This is a genomic window from Bradyrhizobium sp. 160, from assembly GCF_023073735.1.
Lineage (GTDB): Bacteria > Pseudomonadota > Alphaproteobacteria > Rhizobiales > Xanthobacteraceae > Bradyrhizobium.
Genome location: NZ_JADPKD010000047.1, coordinates 158,106 through 176,550, shown reverse-complemented (window position 1 = coordinate 176,550; position 18,445 = coordinate 158,106). Strand labels below are relative to the sequence as shown.

Below are 18,445 nucleotides of genomic sequence, written 5' to 3'. Positions count from 1 at the left end.
GCGATGCCCAGCGGCGCGAGCGATGGTCTGCCGGCCCGCTGGCGGGTCATTTCCTCACAAGTACGATACTAATCTTGGCTGCTTGGTAACGCTACCATTTTGTTGGCGGCGCCGGCTCCGGAAGCGGCTGGTCGATTGTCCGAACGCCGCGACAACGAGCTTTGCCGCTCGACCACTTTGAAGCCGAGGTCGAGCACCGGCTGCTCGGGCCGCCGTCCATCGATCGCGTCGATCAGCATGGTCGCGGCCGTTTTCCCCATCTCATAGCGATTGGTGCGCACGCTGCTGAGGGTGGGGACGGCTGAGGCCATGAATTCGAGGTCGTTGAATCCGACGATCGCGATCTGCTCCGGGACGGCGATCTCCCGGCGCCGGCATTCAAACAGGACGCCGAGCGCGAGGTCGTCATTGGCACAGAACACCGCATCGATGCCGGGGTCCCGCGCAAGCAGGTCGGTGAACAGGGCGCCGCCGAGCGTCACCGATGTCGGCGTCGCCGTCGTCACGACGAGCCGCTGCTCGAACAGGGCGGCATCCTTCATGGCCGAGACATATCCATCGAGCCGCCGCTGCACCCGCGGATCCATCCGCGCGCCGATGAAGCCGACCTTGCGGTGACCCTGCGCGAACAGGTGGGCAACTGCCGCGCGCGCAGCATCATAGTGCGAAAAGCCGATCATCATGTCGACTGGATTGGGGCCAATCTCCATGATCTGCACGATCGGGCAGTCGGCAGCCTCCAGCATCGCGCGCGATTCTGCGGTCTGGTCGATGCCGGTGACGATCAGCCCGGCCGGCTTCTGCGCCAGAAACAGGCGCAGCAGCTTCTCCTCCTGGAGGATGCTGTAGCGGGTGTTGGACAGCTGGATCGAGTAACGGCTGCCTTCGGAGGCGTCATAGATGCCCCGCAGCACGTCGGAGAACACGTTATTGGTGAGGGATGGGATCAATACACCGATCACCTCGGTACGCTGCGAGGCCAGCGCGCGTGCAGCAAGGTTCGGAACATAGCCGAGCTCCTTGGCGGCGCTCTCGACCCGCGTCCGCTTGGCAACCGACAGTGCTTCCGGATTGCGGAAGAAGCGGGACGCGGTGATCGGGCTGACGCCGGCAAGCTCGGCGACTTCCGCCAGCCGGATCTTGCCTGACTTGGTGCGTTTTCGACCCATTGCTGCTCTTAACACAGTCACGGTCGCAAACAAAGGAACGTTGACAGCGCTACCAGCAACGACTAACCAAAGACAAATTGCCAAAACCGCACAAACTGCCGACAATGTTGCTCGCTATGATCGGGCCGGGTTCGGTAAAGTCTGAAAAAGCAAGACGGTCGCGGCGCGAAGGGCGTCGTCGACTTTCAAGGAGGGAGCTAGATGTCGTCTGTGCAAATCCGCGACGTGCGGAAATCGTTCGGCAATTTTGAAGTCCTGCACGGCGTGACCATTCCGATCGAGGACGGCCAGTTCGTCGTTCTGGTCGGCCCCTCCGGCTGCGGCAAGTCGACGCTTCTGCGCATGCTCGCCGGTCTCGAGAACATCACCTCCGGCACGATCTCGATCGGCGACCGCGTCGTCAACAATGTCCAGCCCAAGGAGCGGGACATTGCGATGGTGTTCCAGAACTACGCGCTCTATCCGCACATGACGGTGGCCGAGAACATGGGCTTCTCATTGAAGCTGCGGAATGCCAGCTCGGACGAGATCAACAAGCGCGTCAAGCGCGCCGCCGAGATCTTGGCGCTGTCGCCGCTGCTCGATCGCTATCCGCGCCAGCTCTCGGGCGGCCAGCGTCAGCGCGTCGCCATGGGCCGCGCCATCGTGCGCGATCCGCAGGTGTTCCTGTTTGACGAGCCCTTGTCGAACCTGGACGCCAAGCTGCGCGTCGCCATGCGCACCGAGATCAAGGAGCTGCACCAGCGGCTGAAGACGACGACCGTCTACGTCACCCACGACCAGATCGAGGCCATGACCATGGCCGACAAGATCGTCGTCATGCATGACGGCATCGTCGAGCAGATGGGCACGCCGCTCGAGCTCTACGACAAGCCCGACAACCAGTTCGTCGCCGGCTTCATCGGCTCGCCCGCCATGAACTTCCTCAAAGGTCATGTGCGCGTCAACGGCGTTGCCACCTTCGAGGGGCCGAACGGTGTCAAGCTGCCGCTCAAGACGGCGCCGACGGCGTCGGACGGCCGTCCTGCCGTCTATGGCGTGCGGCCTGAGCATTTCACCATCGCCGATGACGGCGCCGAGGCGGAGATCATCGTGGTCGAGCCGACCGGCTCGGAGACGCAGGTGTTCGCCAAGGTCGGCGGCGAGCAGGTCGTCGCGGTCTTCCGCGAGCGCCACCAGTTCAACCCGGGCGACAAGGTGCGGCTGAAGCCCGACCCGTCGCTGGTGCATTTGTTCGACGAGGCCACAGGCAAGCGCCTGAACGCCTAGCGCAAGACGTAAGACAAGAAAAAGCATCACAGGGAGGACGATATGCAAGACTTTACCCGCCGGACTCTGCTTCAGGGCGGAACGGCTCTGGCTGCGACCGGCATGCTGACTGGGCCGGCACTGTTCGATTTCGCCAAGGCCTGGGCGCAGAGCGCGCCGTGGAAGGCGGAGCCCGGTGCCAAGCTGACCGTGATGCGGTGGAAGCGCTTCGTGCCGCAGGAGGACGATGCGTTCAACGCGATGGTTGCGGCGTTCAAGGCTGCGACCGGCACCGAGATGAACGTATTCAGCGAATCCTTCGAGGACGTGCAGCCGAAGGCATCGGTTGCGGCCAATACCGGCTCAGGGCTCGATCTCGCCTGGGGCTTGCACACGCTGCCGCAGCTGTTTCCCACCAAAGTGCTGAAGATGAACGACGTCGCCGATTACCTCGGCAAGAAGTATGGCGGCTGGACCGATGCGGCGGCCAAGACCTGCAAGTTCGGCAACGACTGGCTCGGCATTCCCGTGGCCACCAACGGCGGCTACATGACCTACCGCAAGTCGGCGACCGACAAGGCCGGCTTCAAGGAATTCCCGAAGGACTTCCCCGGCTTCCTCGAGATGTGCAAGGCGCTGAAGGCGAACAACACGCCTGCCGGCTTTGCGCTCGGGCACGCCTCGGGCGACGGCAACTCATGGCTGCACTGGGTTCTGTGGGGGCACGGCGCCTACACGGTCGACCAAAACGACAAGATCATCATCAACTCGCCGGAGACGGCGAAGGCGCTGGAATATTGCAAGGCGCTGTACGACACCTTCATCCCCGGCACCGCGTCCTGGAATGATTCATCCAACAACAAGGCCTTCCTCGCGGGCGAGCTCTATTGCACGGCGAACGGCATCTCGATCTACGTCGCTGCCAAGACTGATCCGAGCAAGAAAGAACTCGCTGAGGACACCTATCACGCGCTCTGGCCGGTCGGACCGGTCGGCAAGCCGACCGAGCTGCAGCTGGCGCTGCCGATCCTCGCCTTCAACTTCACCAAATATCCGAATGCGGCGAAGGCGTTCGTCGCCTTCATGCTGGAGAAGGAGAACTACGAGAAGTGGCTGGAGGGGGCGCAGGGCTATCTGACGCAGACGTTGAACGCCTATGAATCGGCGCCGGTCTGGACGGCGGATCCCAAGAACGCCGTGTTCTCGCAGGCGTCCAAGCGCACGCTGCCGGCATCCGGCATCGGCACCGTCGGCGAGAAGGCGGCAACTGCGATCGCCGACTTCATCGTGGTCGACATGTTCGCCAATTACTGCACCGGCGCCAAGGATGCGAAGGGCGCGATGGCGGAAGCCGAGCGCCAGCTGAAGCGCATCTATCGCTGAGGGGTCACGGAGCGGGCGGCCGTCCGGCCGCCCGCTCGTCAACATTTCGATCAGGGATATCGGGCATGGCTGATGTCGCAATTCCCCGGGCCAAGCCTCAGATGAGCGAGGCTAGCGCCTGGACCCAGCTCAGACACAATCGCAATTGGCTCGGCTTCTGGTTCATGGTGCCGGCCATGGCGTTCCTGATCTTCTTCCTGGCCTATCCGCTGGGACTCGGCATCTGGCTGTCCTTCACGGACACGCGCATCGGCAGGGTCGGGCACTTCATCGGCACCGAGAACTACGAGTGGCTCTGGGACGATTCGATCTTCTGGCTCTCGGTGTTCAATACGCTGCTCTACACCTTTGTCGCCAGCGCTCTCAAATTCGCGGTCGGGCTCTATCTCGCGCTGCTGCTCAACGAGCACATGCCCTTCAAGGCGATGCTGCGCGCGATGGTGCTCATCCCCTTCATCGTTCCGACCGTGCTCTCGGCACTCGCCTTTTGGTGGATCTTCGACTCGCAATTCTCGATCATCTCCTGGTCGCTGAAGCATCTCGGCCTGATCAGCCAGAACATCAATTTCCTGGGCGACACGACCTGGGCGCGTATTTGCGTGATCTTCGCCAATATCTGGCGCGGCGTGCCGTTCGTGGCGATTACGCTGCTCGCTGGCCTGCAGACCGTCTCGCCGTCGCTGTATGAAGCAGCAACGCTCGACGGTGCCACGCGTTGGCAGAATTTCCGGTACATCACCTATCCGCTGCTGACGCCGATCATCGCTGTCGTGATGACCTTCTCCGTGCTCTTCACTTTCACTGACTTCCAGCTGATCTGGGCGATGACTCGCGGCGGCCCGGTCAACGCCACCCACCTGATGGCAACCTTGTCCTATCAGCGCGCGATCATCGCGGGGCAACTGGGCGAGGGGGCCGCGATCTCAAGCGCCATGATTCCATTCCTGCTGGCTGCGATCATGGTATCCTGGTTCGGCTTGCAGCGTCGCAAGTGGCAGCAAGGGGAAAGCAATGACTGATCTCCCCACCTCGCGGATCGATCTCAAGGCCGTGCTGCATGGCTCGGCGCCGACAGTCGCGAAGGATGATCACAGCGAAGGCATGAGCTATCTGCAGTCGGTGCCGCGCCGACTGGTGACGCTCTATCTGCCGCTGGCGATCATCGTCGTCGTCCTGCTGTTCCCGTTCTACTGGATGGCGCTGACGTCGGTGAAGCCCGACGAGCAGCTGCTTGACCTCGACAGGTACAATCCGTTTTGGACCTGGAACCCGACGTTCAAGCACTTCCACAAGCTGCTGTTCGAGAGCTACTATCCGTACTGGCTCTGGAACACGATGTACGTGGCGATCTGCGCCACGGTGCTCTCGATCATCGCATCGGTGTTCGCGGCCTACGCGATCGTGCGGTTGCGCTACAAGGGCGCCAATCTCGTCGGGGGGCTGATCTTCCTCGCCTATCTCGTGCCGCCGTCGATCCTGTTCATTCCGCTCGCCACCGTCGTGTATCAGTACGGCCTTTTCGACTCGCCGCTGGCGCTCATCCTGACCTATCCGACGATACTGATCCCGTTCTCGACCTGGCTGTTGATGGGCTATTTCAAGACCATCCCCTTCGAGCTCGAGGAATGCGCGCTGATCGACGGAGCGAGCCGCTGGCAGATCCTGATCAAGATCGTCGTGCCGCTCGCAATCCCCGGCCTGATCTCGGCCTTTATCTTCTGTTTCACGCTGTGCTGGAATGAGTTCATTTACGCCCTGACGTTCCTGCAGTCGACCAGCAACAAGACGGTGCCGGTCGCGATCGTTAATGAGTTCGTCGACGGTGACATCTACCGCTGGGGTTCGCTGATGGCGGGAGCATTGGCCGGCTCGCTGCCGCTCGTCATCCTTTACGCCTTCTTCGTGGAGCATTATGTGTCGGCGATGACCGGCGCCGTGAAGGAATGATCGCGGGGCTTGCCGAGGGCGCGTTGGGAGCGGCGCGCTCCGGCCAATAAGAAGGAGTAGGCTCTTGCACATTCTGGTTCTGGGCGCCGCCGGCATGGTCGGCCGCAAACTCTGTGAACGGCTGCTGCGCGACGGCCGGCTCGGCAAGAGCGACATCACGAAATTGACCATGCACGACGTGGTCGAGCCGAAGAAGCCAGAGCAGGCCGGCTTCCCCGTCGAGACCGTGTCCGGCGATTTCGCCGTGCCGGGCGCAGCCGAAAAGCTGATCGCCGGCCGTCCCGATGTGATCTTCCATCTTGCCGCGATCGTCTCCGGCGAAGCCGAGCTCGACTTCGAGAAGGGCTACCGCATCAATCTCGACGGCACGCGGATGCTGCTCGATGCCATCCGCCTCGTCGGCGGTGGCTACAGGCCGCGCGTAGTGTTCACGTCCTCGATCGCGGTGTTCGGCGCGCCGTTTCCGGACGCGATCGGCGACGAATTCTTCCACACACCGCTGCTCAGCTACGGCACGCAAAAGGCGATCGGCGAACTCCTGCTCGCTGATTATTCTCGCCGCGGTTTCCTCGACGGCATCGGCATCCGCCTGCCGACCATCTGCATCCGCCCGGGCCTGCCGAACAAGGCGGCATCGGGCTTCTTCTCCAACATCCTGCGCGAGCCGCTCGCCGGCAAGGAAGCGATCCTCCCGGTGTCCGAGGACGTCCGTCACTGGCACGCCACGCCACGCTCCGCGGTCGGCTTCCTGCTCCACGCCGGCACCATGGATCTCGCCACCGTCGGCCCACGCCGCAATCTGACCATGCCGGGCCTGTCGGCGACAGTCGGCGAGCAGATCGCGGCCTTGAAGCGCGTTGCGGGCGAGAAGGTCGCCGCGCGCATCAAGCACGAGCCCGATCCCTTCATCGTCGGCATCGTCGGCGGCTGGCCGCGCAATTTCGATGCGAAGCGCGCGCGCGAGCTCGGCTTCACCACCGCCGAGAAGAATTTCGACGACATCATCCGCATTCACATCGAAGACGAGCTCGGCGGCAATTTCGTCGCCTGATCGCGCACTGAGCGGGTCATATGATGGCGAGCGTTGCTTGCATCGGCGAATGCATGGTCGAGCTCCGGCAGGCCCAGGGCGGACATTCGACCGGATCGTCCGCGACGCAAGGGCAGGGCGGCGGGCTGTACTCGCGCGGCTTCGGCGGCGACACCCTGAACACGGCGGTGTACCTGGCGCGGCTCGAGGTGAAGGTCGACTATCTCACCGCGCTCGGCGATGATGCCCTAAGCGATGAGATGATCGCAGCCTGGACTACCGAGGGCGTCGGCACGCGGCGCGTCGTGCGGTTGCCGGGCAAGCTGCCCGGTCTCTACATGATCCAGCTGGATGCAAAGGGCGAGCGCCAGTTCTTCCACTGGCGCGACAGCGCGGCGGCGCGGCAGCTGATGAATTTGCCGGAGACCGACGAGCTGCTCAACTCGCTGATGAGCTACGACATCGTCTATCTCTCCGCGATCACGCTCTCGATCTACGACGCGCCCGGACGCGAGCGCCTGTTCGCGGCGATCAAGCGCGCGCGCCTGCTCGGCACCCGCTTCGTGTTCGACACCAATTTTCGCGCGCGCGGCTGGCCGGACCGCGATGTCGCGCGCGATGTGTTTGCCACGGCCTTCGCGGCCGCCGACATCGTGCTGACCTCGATCGAGGACCTGCTCGCGCTCTATCCTGGCGAAAGCCACGAGCAGCTGATCGCCCGCATCCCTTCTCCGGAACTCGTATTCCGCCTCGCCGAGCCGGTGAGCCTCCTGCGCTTTCCCGGCGGCACTGACGAGGTCCGCGCCGAGCCTATGACCAAGCCGGTGGTGGACACCACGGCTGCCGGCGACAGCTTTGCCGCGGCCTATATCGCCGCCCGGCTCGCCGGATCGGAGCCGGTCGAAGCCGCCCAGGCCGGGCATCGCCTCGCCAGCCTCGTGATTTGCTATCCTGGCGCCATCATTCCGGGCTATGCCATGCCGCCGAAGAAGCGGCACCGGCCGGCGGCCTCTCGCCAGGCGACCAAGTGAAGAAGCGACCACAACGATGACCACGAGTGCCCAACAAAATCACCTTGTCGCGCTGTTCAAGGCGGCGACCGTCATTCCCGTCCTCACCATCGATCGTATCCAGGATGCGGTGCCGCTGGCGCGTGCGCTGGTTGCCGGCGGCGTCCGCACGCTGGAGGTGACCCTGCGCACTCCTGTTGCGATCGAGGCAGCGAGGGCGATGATGTCTGAGGTCCCCGAGGCGCTCGTCGGCATCGGTACAATTCTCAATGCGGCCGACTTCACCCGCGTCGAAAAGCTCGGCGTCAAGTTCGGCATCAGCCCGGGCTTGACCCCCGACCTCCTGAAGGCCGCTGCCGACAGCGCCCTGCCGTTCGCGCCGGGCATCGCGACCGCCTCCGAGCTGATGATGGCGCTGGCCCATGGCTTCGACGTCGCCAAATTCTTCCCGGCCGAGCAGGCCGGCGGCATCAAGGGCCTTCGCGCCCTCGGCGGGCCCTTCCCGAGCGTGCGGTTCTGCCCTACCGGCGGCATCAGTGAGGCCAATGCGGCGACCTGGCTTGCCGAGCCCAATGTGGTCGCGGTTGGCGGTTCCTGGCTGTGCCCGACGGCCGAAATCAGGGCCGGGAACTGGGCCGGCATAACGGCCATCTGCCAGCGTACCCTCAAGGCCCTGAAAGCCGCGTGAAGTCTTGCCATCCCTGGGCTAAGACTTAACTCAGGAAGAGACCCCAGGGAGAAATGACCATGACCGCCAGCATCGTCGGATGGGCGCATACGCCGTTCGGCAAGTTCGATACCGAAACCGTTGAAAGCCTCGTCACGCGCGTCGCCAACGAGGCGCTGGCGGATGCCGGCATTTCGGCTGGCGATGTCGACGAGATCGTGCTCGGCCATTTCAACGCCGGCTTCTCGCCGCAGGATTTCACCGCCTCGCTGGTGCTTCAGGCCGACCCGAAGCTGCGCTTCAAGCCGGCGACCCGGGTCGAGAACGCCTGCGCAACCGGCTCAGCCGCCGTGCACCAGGGCCTGCGCGCGATTGCCGCAGGCGCCGCCAAGATCGTGCTGGTCGTCGGCGTCGAGCAGATGACGCGCACGCCGGGGCCCGAGATCGGCAAGAACCTGCTCAAGGCGTCTTACCTGCCCGAGGACGGCGACACGGTCGGCGGCTTCGCCGGCGTATTCGGCAAGATTGCCAGCTCCTATTTCCAGAAATACGGCGACCAGTCGGATGCGCTGGCGCTGATCGCGGCCAAGAACCATAAGAACGGCGTCGCCAATCCCTTCGCCCAGATGCGCAAGGATTTTGGCTTCGACTTTTGCCGCGCCGAGAGCGAGAAGAACCCCTATGTCGCCGGTCCCCTGAAGCGCACCGACTGCTCCCTGGTCTCCGACGGCGCCGCGGCGCTGGTGCTGGCCGATGCCGAGACCGCCAAGAGCATGAGCAAGTCGATCGGCTTCCGCGCCACCGCACACGCCCAGGACTTCCTGCCGATGAGCAAGCGCGACATCCTCCAGTTCGAGGGCTGCACCGTGGCGTGGCAGCGCGCGTTGGAAAAGGCGGGCGTGACGCTCTCCGATCTCTCCTTCGTCGAGACCCATGACTGTTTCACGGTCGCCGAGCTGATCGAGTACGAAGCGATGGGCCTGACGCCGAAGGGGCAGGGTGCTCGCGCGATCAAGGAGGGCTGGACGCTGAAGGACGGCAAGCTGCCGGTCAATCCGTCCGGCGGCCTGAAGGCCAAAGGCCATCCGATTGGCGCCACCGGCGTCTCCATGCATGTGATGACCGCGATGCAGCTCGCGGGACAGGCGCCCGAGGGCATGCAGCTCAAGAACGCAAAACTCGGCGGGATCTTCAACATGGGCGGTGCGGCGGTCGCCAATTACGTTTCCGTGCTGGAGCCGTTGAAGTAAGCTCAGTCCTGAAGGTGGGCAAAGGCGCCATGCGTCCACCTGTTTTCTTGCGCTAGATGACGGTGGGCATGCTACGCTTTGCCCACCCTACGGCTCCTGATTGACTTTGCGGGAAATGCATCATGAGCAATGACTACGAAGACTCGCTGTCGATGGACGCACTGAACCATCGCATCGCTATCCTCGAGGACAATATCCGCCAGCTCATCGAGCAGGCCGCTGCCGCCTCGGGTGAGCAGAACGAGTCGCGGATCGCCGACCGCATCAATCAGCAGAACGACGAACTCGACCGTCTCATCAAGATCCGCGAATCCCGCCAGAAGAAATAGCGGTCGATATCGCCGCGCGATGCATGCCGCCATACGCCGGTTGCCCTTGCGCGAGCGACGGCGCTGCCGTTAGCTGAACCGACATCGCAGGGCGTTTGAGCCCTGGGCAATCGGGAGCAAGCGATGGGGCCGCTGAAGGGCATCAAGGTCATCGACATGACCACCGTGCTGATGGGGCCTTATGCAACCCAGATGCTCGGCGACTACGGCGCCGACGTCGTCAAGGTGGAATCGCTCGACGGGGACGTCACCCGGCTGATCGGCCCGATGCGGCACGCCGGCATGGGCCCGGTGTTCCTCAACACCAACCGCAGCAAGCGCTCGATCTGCCTCGATCTGAAGAAGCCTGCGGGGCGCGATGCCGTGCTGCGGTTGCTTCGGGGCGCCGACGTTCTCGTCTACAATGTCCGGCCGCAGGCGATGGCGCGGCTTCAACTCGGCTACGATGTCGTTTCCGAGATCAATCCACGTCTCGTCTATGCCGGCGTTTTCGGCTTCGGCCAGGACGGGCCCTATGCCGCAAAACCCGCCTATGACGATCTGATTCAAGGAGCGACCGGGCTGCCGGCGCTGATGGCGCAGACCGGCGACGGCGTCCCGCGCTACGTGCCCAACGCGCTGGTCGATCGCATCGTCGGCCTCACCGCGGTGGGCGCGATCTGCGCCAGCCTCGTGCATCGCGACCGCACCGGCCGCGGCCAGCGCGTCGACATCCCGATGTTCGAAACCATGGCCGGGTTCGTGATGGGCGATCACATGGGCGGGCTCACCTATGAGCCGCCGCTCGACAAGGGCGGCTACGCCCGCCACCTCTCGCGCGACCGTAGGCCTTACAAGACTTCCGACGGCTATCTCAGCGTCATCGTCTACAACGACAAGCAGTGGGAGAACTTCTTTGAGGCGACGGGGCGCGACGATCTGCGCGCCGATCCCAAATTCGCAACCTTCGCCGGCCGCGCTGCCAATATCGACGTCGTCTATGCCGAGCTCGCGCGCATTTTTGAGACGCGCACCACGGCCGAATGGATCGACCTGCTGACCAAGGCCGACGTGCCGGTGATGCCGATGCACGACCTCGCATCGATCCTGCACGATCCACACCTGGAAGCGACGAATTTCTTCCCGGTCGTGAACCATCCGACCGAGGGGCCGATCCGCAGCATGAAGGTGACGGCCACCTGGTCGGACACGGAGGCGGTGCCGGTTCGGCTCGCGCCGCGGCTCAACGAGCATGGCGCGGAGATTTTGCGCGAGATCGGCTATTCTGCCGACGAGATCGCAGCCATGATCCGCGACGGCGTCACGCGATCGGCGCCGGAGTAGGGAAACGACGATGACGACGGCTCTCTCATCCATCATTCCGGGGCTCGCGAAGCGAGATCCCGGGATCCTCGAGCTTCCGGGTTCGGCCCTTCGGACGCCCGGAAATAACGAAGAGGACCCATGAGCTTCATCACCGGCGTCGGCCTCACACCTTACGGCAAGCACGAAGGTTCATCCTCGCTCGACCTGATGAGCAAGGCTGCGCAAGCTGCGCTCGACGATGCCGGGCTGAAGCGCGCCGAGATCGATGGCATCCTCTGCGGTTACTCCACCGTTTCGCCGCACATTATGCTGGCGACCGTCTTCGCCGAGCATTTTGGCATCCGCCCCGCTTACGCCCACGCCGTCCAGGTTGGCGGCGCCACGGGTCTCGCGATGACGATGCTCGCACATCACCTCGTCGAAGCAGGCCTCGCGCGCCACGTGCTCGTGGTCGCTGGCGAGAACCGCCTTACGGGCCAGAGCCGCGACGCCGCGATCCAGGCGCTGGCGCAGGTCGGCCATCCCGATTACGAGGTGCCGCTTGGCCCGACAATTCCCGCCTATTATGGGCTGGTCGCCACCCGCTACATGCACGAATACAGCGTGACCGAAGAGGATCTCGCCGAGTTCGCGGTGCTGATGCGTAAGCATGCGTGCACCCATCCGGGCGCGCAATTCCATGATCCCATCACGGTCGCCGACGTCATGGCCTCGAAACCGGTGGCGATGCCGCTGAAGCTGCTCGACTGCTGTCCGGTGTCCGACGGCGGCGCTGCATTCATCGTCAGCGGCGAGCGGACCGGGGAGGCGGGCGTGCGCATCCGTGGCTGCGCGCAGGCCCACACCCATCAGCATGTCACGGCCGCACCCGGCCTCAGCGAACTCGGCGCAGAAATATCGATCGCGCGCGCCAAGGAGGCGACGGGCCTTGCGATCTCGGACGTGCGCTACGCCGCCATCTACGACAGCTTTACGATCACGCTCGCGATGCTGCTGGAGGACCTCGGCCTCGCCGGCCGCGGCGAGGCTGCAGCCCGTGTACGATCGGGCCATTTCAACCGCGACGGCGCGATGCCGCTGAACACCCATGGCGGCCTGCTCAGCTACGGCCATTGCGGCGTCGGGGGCGCCATGGCGCATCTGGTCGAGACGCATCTGCAGATGACGGGACGGGCGGCGAATCGGCAGGTGCGCGATGCCTCAATCGCGCTCTTGCACGGCGACGGCGGCGTGCTGTCGTCCCATGTGAGCATGTTCCTGGAGCGGGTGCGATGAGCGAGCGTCTGGGCGACTGGACCAAGGGCGAACAGGCTATCACCTATCAAACCTGCGCCGCCTGCGGCCATGTGCAGTATTTCCACCGCGCCTTCTGCGCCGCCTGCGGCGTGTCCGATCCGCACGAAGAGCGCGCCAGCGGCAAGGGCAGGGTCTACGCGACCTCGCTGGTCTGCCGCGCCGCAACGCCCGAGACGCGCGCGCAGGTGCCCTACAACATCCTGCTGGTCGATTGCGATGAGGGTTTTCGCCTGATGGCGCACGGCGAGGCCGGGCTGGCCATCGGCGATTCCGTCACCGCGAGCTTCAGGCTCTTTGCCGGAAAGCTCGTGCCGTTCTTCACCAAAGAGGCATGAGAGAGTAGCGGGATTCGTCATTCGGGGGCGGTCCAAAGGACCGGGCCTGGAACGGGATTCTGGGCCTGGCGCTGTGCGAGGCGCCACCCCGGAATGACGAAAACTCTAAACCTCCGACTAAAGCGCGATGAGATTAGGATAAATCGTCATCGCGCTTTAGGTTATTGTTTGAGCATGATCTCCGCGCGAACGCCTTCCGCGTTTGTCGCGAGGGAAAACCGCTACACACTTTTCCGGATCATGCTCTAACGCCCGTAGAACAAGATGCTGGCGATGACGAGCATGGCCGTCACCGCCAGCATATGCGCGAGCGCTCCCGAGGCCGCCCCCTTGATGGCTTCCTTCATGCCTTTTTCTCCCTAGACTTGGGCGTGACTCATCGATGTGCGGCTAGCGCACCCGACGGCCAATTGTTTTACTCGGAACACCCCACTTACGAGTATCCGCCGCGATCTGTCCCCACGCGGCGAATATCGACTGTGTCAAGGTCGATCAGCAATGCGGCGGCAATTTGACTCGATGATGTTGCTCCTGCGTCAGCGCAAGAATAGAGTTTCGGGGAGCTCTCGCCGGCAACGACAAAAAGCATCAAAATCTCCGAGAAGACTTCAGGAAAATCATGGCCCGCATCAATTACAGCGACCCGTCGAAGGCCTCCGACCGCACCCGCGAAATCCTCGACAAGAACCGCAACGCCAACATTTTCCTCATGATGGCGCACTCGCCGAGCTATTTCGAGCAGTATTGCCGCTTGGGAGGCGCCATCCGCCACAAGGGTGAGCTCGATCCGGTGGTGCGCGAGCTTGCAATCACACGCACCGGTATTCTGTGCGAGGCGCCGTACGAGATCGTCGCGCACAAGCGCATCGGCAAGAATGTCGGGGTCACCGACGAGCAGAACGAGGCGCTTGAGAATTGGCAAGCCGCGAGTTGCTTCAACGAGGTGCAGCGCGCCGCGCTCGCGTTCACGGACGAGATCGTGAAGTTGAACAAACCCGCGGACGCGACCTTCAAGGCGATCGCGTCGAAGCTGACGCCGGCCGCGCTGATCGAGCTCCAGCTCTCGGTCGGCTTCTACATCATGACGTCAAAGTTTTTGGAGACCTTCGAGATCGATCTTCAGCCGGTCACGGAAGTGGTGGGCTGATTCTTAGGAGCGGCGAGGGATGCCGATGACGATCGATGAATATGCGGCCTGGGCCGCGCGCATTGGGAAAGTCGAAGAGCATCCGTCCAACGAGCGGCTGTCCTATCTCGGCCTTGGCCTTGCCGGCGAAGCCGGCGAGGTCGCCGATCACATCAAGAAGCTGCTCCGCGACGGCTGGCTGGATCAGGCGGGTCTCGTCGATGAACTCGGCGATGTCGTCTACTACTGGGCGTGCCTGTGTGCGGCCACTGGCCAGCAGCCATCCGACGTGCTCAAGGCGAGCGCAGCCAGGATCAACCGGCGCCTAAGCGAGGCCGCGAGCCGCTGAGCCGGTTCGGATCACCTCTCCCGGTCGCGGAGAGGCGAAGAACCTCGCCCAGCGCTACGTCGATGTCAAAATATCCACCTTCGCGTTCGCCACGATCAGACGGTCGGCCAATAGCTGCGCCAGATTGCGCATGATGCGCTCGCTGGCGCGCGGGTGCTGCTCGCGGAAGCGCTCGAAATCCTTCAAGGCCACTTCGAACGCGGTCGCCGCCATGTCGGCGAATACGTCGGCGGACCGCGTTGGTTCCAGCAGCGCCATCTCGCCAAAGGCCATGCCTGCGGTGAGCGTTGCCAGCCTGACACCATCGGGCAGCGTGACGTGCACCGCGCCGCTGCGCAGGAAGAACACGGCATCGGCGGGATCGCCGGTTTTGACGATTTTGGCGCCGGACGGATAACTCCTGACGGTGCAGATTGCGGCGAGATCGCTCAGCTCGTCCTCGCTCAGCCCCGCGAGCAGCGGTTGCTCGGTAAGCTCGGTGGTCTCGTGGAAGTCGATCGAGCCGCCATAGCGGTAGACGATCTGGTCTTCGGCCCATTCGATCGCGGTGTCGAGCAGGTAGAAGTCGCGGACGTTCTTCAGCTCCGCCGTCCATTCCCGCAAGCTGTCCCATTCCTTGGAGGCGCGCCTGACGCCCGACAGCACCACCGTGACGTTGAGTGCGGCGAGCTCTTCGAACGCTTCGGCGATTAGCCGCGCTCCGGCGCGCGTGGTGGAGGTGACGCGGTGCAGATCGAAGATCACGAATTGCGGCCGCGGACGGCCTGCAAGCCGGCGCGAGACGTAGTCGACGGCCGACAGCGACAGCGTTCCGACCAGCTCGATGACCCGCACCTCCTGCTCATGCGCGGAAAGAATCTCGCGCTCCTGGGGCCGGCGCACGCGTCGCGACGGGCTCCTGCCGATATCGTAATCGGCGATGACGGCGTTGCGCGCGTCGTCGCTGCGGTTGAGCATGTGCATATCGTAATGCGAGGACAGCGCCTCGCAAACCTTGATGCCGCGCACGCTGTTGCCGTGCTTGTCGAGCTTGGGCGAATAGCTGCCGAGGCCGAGCCGGGCAGGGAGTGCGGCGAGGATGCCGCCGCCGACACCGCTTTTGGCGGGAATGCCGATCCGGTAGATCCATTCGCCGGCATAATCGTACATGCCCGAGGAGGTCATCACGGAGAGCGTGCGCGAGATCGCGTAGGACGTCAGCACCTGCTCGCCGGTGACCGGATTGATGCCGCGATTGGCGAGCGTGGCCGCCATCACCGCGATGTCGCGCGCCGTGACCAGCACGGCGCATTGCCGGAAATAGACGTCGAGCACGGCCGCGACGTCGTCGGAGATCACGGCGTTGGTCTTGAGGAGATAGCCGATGGCCCGGTTGCGGTCGCCGGTCTGGCTTTCCGAAGCATAGACGGCCTCATCGACGGCGAGATCGCGTCCGGCGAAACGGCTGAGCGCAAGGCGGATCTGCTCGAAAGCGGCCGCGCCCCTGCTGTCGTGGATAAGCCCCGTGCAGGCGATTGCGCCGGCATTGACCATCGGGTTGAAGGGATGGTTCTCCGAATTGAGCCGGATCGAGTTGAAGGGATCGCCGGAAGGTTCGACACCGATCGCGCTTTCGACCTTGCCTGCTCCCAAAAGGTCCAGCGCCAGCGCGAACACGAACGGTTTTGACATCGACTGGATGGTGAAGGGCATTCGGCTGTCGCCGACTTCGTAGACATGCCCGTCCAGGGTCGCAAGGCTGATGCCGAAATGGGCAGGGTCGGCCTTGCTCAGCTCGGGGATGTAGTCGGCAACGCTGCCCGAGGTCTCGGCAGAGAATTCGTTGAGGCAATTGTCCAGAAACCGCAGCAAGGGCGGTTTCGAGCGGGTCCAGGCGGAGGCGGCGGACGAGTGCGGCTTCATCGCCTCACTTGTGCAACGCAATCAGGGCGCGCGCAACCCGTCCGGCACGATGGTGTGCCGGCGAACCAGGAGAAGCGCGAGCAAAGTCGTGGGCACGAGGATCGCAAGACCAAGCAGCGTCACCTGCATCTGCGACAGCGGCATGATCCCGCCGCCGGGAGTCGCGACCACGAACCCGCCGATCACGAGCAGCATGCGAATCGGCCATTCCAGCGCGCCGGCACCGCGGAGGTCGCCGACGAAAGGCTGGTAGCCCTGGATGCCGCCGCAGATGAACAGCGTGCCGAACGCGGCAAGCCCCATCAGGCCGAGGCCGGCGAGGTACGGGCTCGGCCCTTGCAGCACCAGCACCGGATTGAGCACGAAGAAGAACGGCAGAAAATAGATGATGCTGCCGACCCACATGGATTCCCACCCGGTCTTCATCGCCGGCGAGCCGGCAATGCCGGCGGCCGCGAACGAGGCGATGGCGACCGGCGGCGTGATCGACGACAGCATGCCCCAATAGAAGATGAACATGTGTACGGCCATGCGATTGAGCCCGAGCTTCTCCAGCGCGGGCGCGACCAGGATGGCGAGGAAGATGTAGCAGGCCGTCGTCGTCAGGCCGAGGCCGAGGATCAGGCTGGTCAGCGCGCACATGCCGAGCAGCAGGAAGGCATTGTCGCCGGCAATGTGCAGGAGGTCGTTGGCAAGGCTCGACACCACGCCGGTCATCGAGAACGCGCCGATCAGCAGGCCGCAGCCGGCGAGAATGCCGACCAGCTCGACGAAGGTGCGGCCGTTGATCTCGAGGAACTTGCTGATGGTCGCAAACGTCCAGCGCGTGTCCTTGGAGAAGAACTGGTTGAGCACCAGCAGTAGCGGGGTAGCGTAAAACGGCGCGTGGCTCTCGCGCTTGAAGTAGAGCAGCATCACGACCAAAAGTGCGATGACGAAGACGTAGTACCAGCCGTCCTTGATCGTATCCATAATGCGGGGCAGCTCGGCGCGCGGAATCCCCTTCAGGCCGTGGCGCGCCGCGTAGGCGTCGACCTGCATGAACAGGCCGATGTAGTAGAGCGTCGCCGGAATGATCGCGGCGACCGCGACATCGGCGTAGCTGACATTGAGGAACTGCGCGATCACGAAAGCGGTCGCGCCCATTACCGGCGGCGCCAGCACCGCGCCGGTCGAGGCGCAGGCCTCGATCGCACCGGCATAGGACGCGCGAAAACCGCTCTTCTTCATGACAGGAATGGTCATGGTGCCGGCGGTGAGCACGTTGGAGATGATCGAGCCCGACATCATGCCGAGCAGGCCGCTGGCAAAGATGCAGACTTTCGCCGCGCCGCCGCGGAAGGTGCCGCACAGTGCGAAGGCGAGGTTGATGAAGAATTTTCCTGCTCCCGTCATCATCAGCGCGGTGCCGAACACGAGGAAGCCGATCACGGTGTCGGCGAAAGCCTGAATGGGAATGCCGAGCAGGCTCTCGCCGGAGAGCACGTGGTAGGCGGTTGCTTGCTCGAGCGTCGATTGGGTGCCGCGGAACGGGCCGAGCCAGGCGGCCTCGGCGAACAGCGGATAGACGGTGAAGGGCAGGACGCTCAGCAGCAGGCTCCAGCCGCCGGTGCGGCGCAGCGCCTCCATCAGCATCACCCACATCACGAGGCCCGCCGCGATCACGCCGTTGGGCGCCCCACCGAACTCCCAGCCGGCCTCCGCCGCCTTGCGCACATTCGACATTAGCATCAGCGCCGCCGCGAAGGTCGCGACGAACAGGACGAGGTCGTACCAGGGAATCCGGTCGAGCGGCGCGCGTTCAGTCCCAGGGAAGATCAGGAAGGTGAACGGCAGCATCAACCCTATCAGAAGATAAAAGTATTCGGTGTTGAGCTGGGTATAGCCGACGAAGAAGCGCAGCGAGAATTGCTGGTTGATGCAGAGCAGGATGGTTGCCGCCGTCGCGACTACTAACGTCCAGCGCCAGGCGCCGCGCAACGTGCGCACGCGCGTGACCTCCGCCTCCTGCATGTTGCCGGCAGCGCCGTGCGGATCGTCGAACACGATCCGCTTGGCCTCGTCCTGCGGGCCGGTGGAGACTGAAGTAGAAGACATGA

Annotated in this window: 17 protein-coding genes; 14 read left to right on the top strand and 3 right to left on the bottom strand. The window is 63.9% G+C overall.

Going from position 1 to position 18,445, the window contains the following annotated elements:
- Positions 1 to 68: 68 nt before the first annotated feature.
- Positions 69 to 1,169, bottom strand: a complete 1,101-nt coding sequence (gntR, locus tag IVA98_RS18975; protein ID WP_247304482.1) for an HTH-type transcriptional regulator GntR — start codon at positions 1,167 to 1,169, stop codon at positions 69 to 71.
- Positions 1,170 to 1,370: 201 nt separating this feature from the next.
- Here gntR and IVA98_RS18970 point away from each other — a divergent pair, with 201 nt between their 5' ends.
- The 14 genes from IVA98_RS18970 (at position 1,371) to IVA98_RS18905 (ending at position 14,444) form a co-directional block, all read left to right on the top strand.
- Entirely contained in the window at positions 1,371 to 2,438 is a 1,068-nt protein-coding gene (locus IVA98_RS18970) for an ABC transporter ATP-binding protein (RefSeq protein WP_247276915.1), read from the top strand.
- Between the two features lie 42 nt (positions 2,439 to 2,480).
- Positions 2,481 to 3,800 (top strand): ABC transporter substrate-binding protein, encoded by a 1,320-nt coding sequence (locus IVA98_RS18965; RefSeq protein ID WP_247304480.1) that lies wholly within the window; start codon positions 2,481 to 2,483, stop codon positions 3,798 to 3,800.
- Between the two features lie 101 nt (positions 3,801 to 3,901).
- Positions 3,902 to 4,819, top strand: a complete 918-nt coding sequence (locus IVA98_RS18960; protein ID WP_524536390.1) for a carbohydrate ABC transporter permease — start codon at positions 3,902 to 3,904, stop codon at positions 4,817 to 4,819.
- A complete protein-coding gene (locus IVA98_RS18955) occupies positions 4,812 to 5,747 on the top strand; it encodes a carbohydrate ABC transporter permease (protein ID WP_247304476.1) in 936 nt (311 codons plus the stop codon). Before IVA98_RS18960 ends, IVA98_RS18955 begins: the two co-directional genes overlap by 8 nt.
- A 64-nt stretch (positions 5,748 to 5,811) precedes the next feature.
- Entirely contained in the window at positions 5,812 to 6,798 is a 987-nt protein-coding gene (denD, locus tag IVA98_RS18950; protein WP_247304474.1) for a D-erythronate dehydrogenase, read from the top strand.
- A 23-nt stretch (positions 6,799 to 6,821) separates the two neighbouring features.
- Positions 6,822 to 7,808: a sugar kinase gene (locus IVA98_RS18945; protein WP_247304616.1), complete on the top strand. Its 987-nt coding sequence runs from the start codon at positions 6,822 to 6,824 to the stop codon at positions 7,806 to 7,808.
- Positions 7,809 to 7,824: 16 nt separating this feature from the next.
- Positions 7,825 to 8,475, top strand: coding sequence for a bifunctional 4-hydroxy-2-oxoglutarate aldolase/2-dehydro-3-deoxy-phosphogluconate aldolase (locus IVA98_RS18940; protein WP_247304472.1), 651 nt, complete (start codon positions 7,825 to 7,827; stop codon positions 8,473 to 8,475).
- Between the two features lie 59 nt (positions 8,476 to 8,534).
- Entirely contained in the window at positions 8,535 to 9,704 is a 1,170-nt protein-coding gene (locus tag IVA98_RS18935) for an acetyl-CoA acetyltransferase (RefSeq protein ID WP_247304470.1), read from the top strand.
- Between the two features lie 122 nt (positions 9,705 to 9,826).
- Entirely contained in the window at positions 9,827 to 10,033 is a 207-nt protein-coding gene (locus IVA98_RS18930; protein ID WP_247276922.1) for a hypothetical protein, read from the top strand.
- 123 nt (positions 10,034 to 10,156) lie between these two features.
- On the top strand, positions 10,157 to 11,356 hold the full coding sequence (locus tag IVA98_RS18925; RefSeq protein WP_247304468.1) for a CaiB/BaiF CoA transferase family protein: 1,200 nt from the start codon (positions 10,157 to 10,159) through the stop codon (positions 11,354 to 11,356).
- 120 nt (positions 11,357 to 11,476) lie between these two features.
- Positions 11,477 to 12,613 carry a thiolase family protein gene (locus IVA98_RS18920; protein WP_247332679.1) on the top strand — a complete coding sequence of 379 codons (1,137 nt, stop codon included), beginning with the start codon at positions 11,477 to 11,479 and terminating at the stop codon, positions 12,611 to 12,613.
- Positions 12,610 to 12,969: a Zn-ribbon domain-containing OB-fold protein gene (locus tag IVA98_RS18915; RefSeq protein WP_247304466.1), complete on the top strand. Its 360-nt coding sequence runs from the start codon at positions 12,610 to 12,612 to the stop codon at positions 12,967 to 12,969. The genes IVA98_RS18920 and IVA98_RS18915 overlap by 4 nt, the downstream gene beginning before the upstream one ends.
- 619 nt (positions 12,970 to 13,588) lie before the next feature.
- On the top strand, positions 13,589 to 14,116 hold the full coding sequence (locus tag IVA98_RS18910; protein ID WP_247304464.1) for a carboxymuconolactone decarboxylase family protein: 528 nt from the start codon (positions 13,589 to 13,591) through the stop codon (positions 14,114 to 14,116).
- A gap of 25 nt (positions 14,117 to 14,141) precedes the next feature.
- Positions 14,142 to 14,444: a nucleoside triphosphate pyrophosphohydrolase family protein gene (locus IVA98_RS18905; protein ID WP_247276979.1), complete on the top strand. Its 303-nt coding sequence runs from the start codon at positions 14,142 to 14,144 to the stop codon at positions 14,442 to 14,444.
- Positions 14,445 to 14,498: 54 nt separating this feature from the next.
- Here the strand turns inward: IVA98_RS18905 and glsA are convergent, their stop codons facing one another.
- Both glsA and IVA98_RS18895 read right to left on the bottom strand, forming a co-directional pair.
- Positions 14,499 to 16,346, bottom strand: a complete 1,848-nt coding sequence (gene glsA, locus IVA98_RS18900) for a glutaminase A (RefSeq protein ID WP_247355312.1) — start codon at positions 16,344 to 16,346, stop codon at positions 14,499 to 14,501.
- A 21-nt stretch (positions 16,347 to 16,367) separates the two neighbouring features.
- Entirely contained in the window at positions 16,368 to 18,443 is a 2,076-nt protein-coding gene (locus IVA98_RS18895; protein ID WP_247332674.1) for a TRAP transporter permease, read from the bottom strand.
- Positions 18,444 to 18,445: the final 2 nt, after the last annotated feature.

What these genes read in the sequence shown, in the direction of transcription:
- IVA98_RS18945 (WP_247304616.1), top strand. Translation starts at nt 6,822, where the DNA reads ATGGCGAGCGTTGCTTGCATCGGCGAATGCATGGTCGAGCTCCGGCAG.
- glsA (WP_247355312.1), bottom strand. Translation starts at nt 16,346, where the DNA reads ATGAAGCCGCACTCGTCCGCCGCCTCCGCCTGGACCCGCTCGAAACCG.
- IVA98_RS18930 (WP_247276922.1), top strand. Translation starts at nt 9,827, where the DNA reads ATGAGCAATGACTACGAAGACTCGCTGTCGATGGACGCACTGAACCAT.
- gntR (WP_247304482.1), bottom strand. Translation starts at nt 1,169, where the DNA reads ATGGGTCGAAAACGCACCAAGTCAGGCAAGATCCGGCTGGCGGAAGTC.
- IVA98_RS18895 (WP_247332674.1), bottom strand. Translation starts at nt 18,443, where the DNA reads ATGTCTTCTACTTCAGTCTCCACCGGCCCGCAGGACGAGGCCAAGCGG.
- IVA98_RS18960 (WP_524536390.1), top strand. Translation starts at nt 3,902, where the DNA reads ATGAGCGAGGCTAGCGCCTGGACCCAGCTCAGACACAATCGCAATTGG.
- IVA98_RS18910 (WP_247304464.1), top strand. Translation starts at nt 13,589, where the DNA reads ATGGCCCGCATCAATTACAGCGACCCGTCGAAGGCCTCCGACCGCACC.
- IVA98_RS18955 (WP_247304476.1), top strand. Translation starts at nt 4,812, where the DNA reads ATGACTGATCTCCCCACCTCGCGGATCGATCTCAAGGCCGTGCTGCAT.
- IVA98_RS18925 (WP_247304468.1), top strand. Translation starts at nt 10,157, where the DNA reads ATGGGGCCGCTGAAGGGCATCAAGGTCATCGACATGACCACCGTGCTG.
- IVA98_RS18965 (WP_247304480.1), top strand. Translation starts at nt 2,481, where the DNA reads ATGCAAGACTTTACCCGCCGGACTCTGCTTCAGGGCGGAACGGCTCTG.
- IVA98_RS18935 (WP_247304470.1), top strand. Translation starts at nt 8,535, where the DNA reads ATGACCGCCAGCATCGTCGGATGGGCGCATACGCCGTTCGGCAAGTTC.
- IVA98_RS18905 (WP_247276979.1), top strand. Translation starts at nt 14,142, where the DNA reads ATGACGATCGATGAATATGCGGCCTGGGCCGCGCGCATTGGGAAAGTC.
- IVA98_RS18920 (WP_247332679.1), top strand. Translation starts at nt 11,477, where the DNA reads ATGAGCTTCATCACCGGCGTCGGCCTCACACCTTACGGCAAGCACGAA.
- IVA98_RS18970 (WP_247276915.1), top strand. Translation starts at nt 1,371, where the DNA reads ATGTCGTCTGTGCAAATCCGCGACGTGCGGAAATCGTTCGGCAATTTT.
- IVA98_RS18915 (WP_247304466.1), top strand. Translation starts at nt 12,610, where the DNA reads ATGAGCGAGCGTCTGGGCGACTGGACCAAGGGCGAACAGGCTATCACC.
- IVA98_RS18940 (WP_247304472.1), top strand. Translation starts at nt 7,825, where the DNA reads ATGACCACGAGTGCCCAACAAAATCACCTTGTCGCGCTGTTCAAGGCG.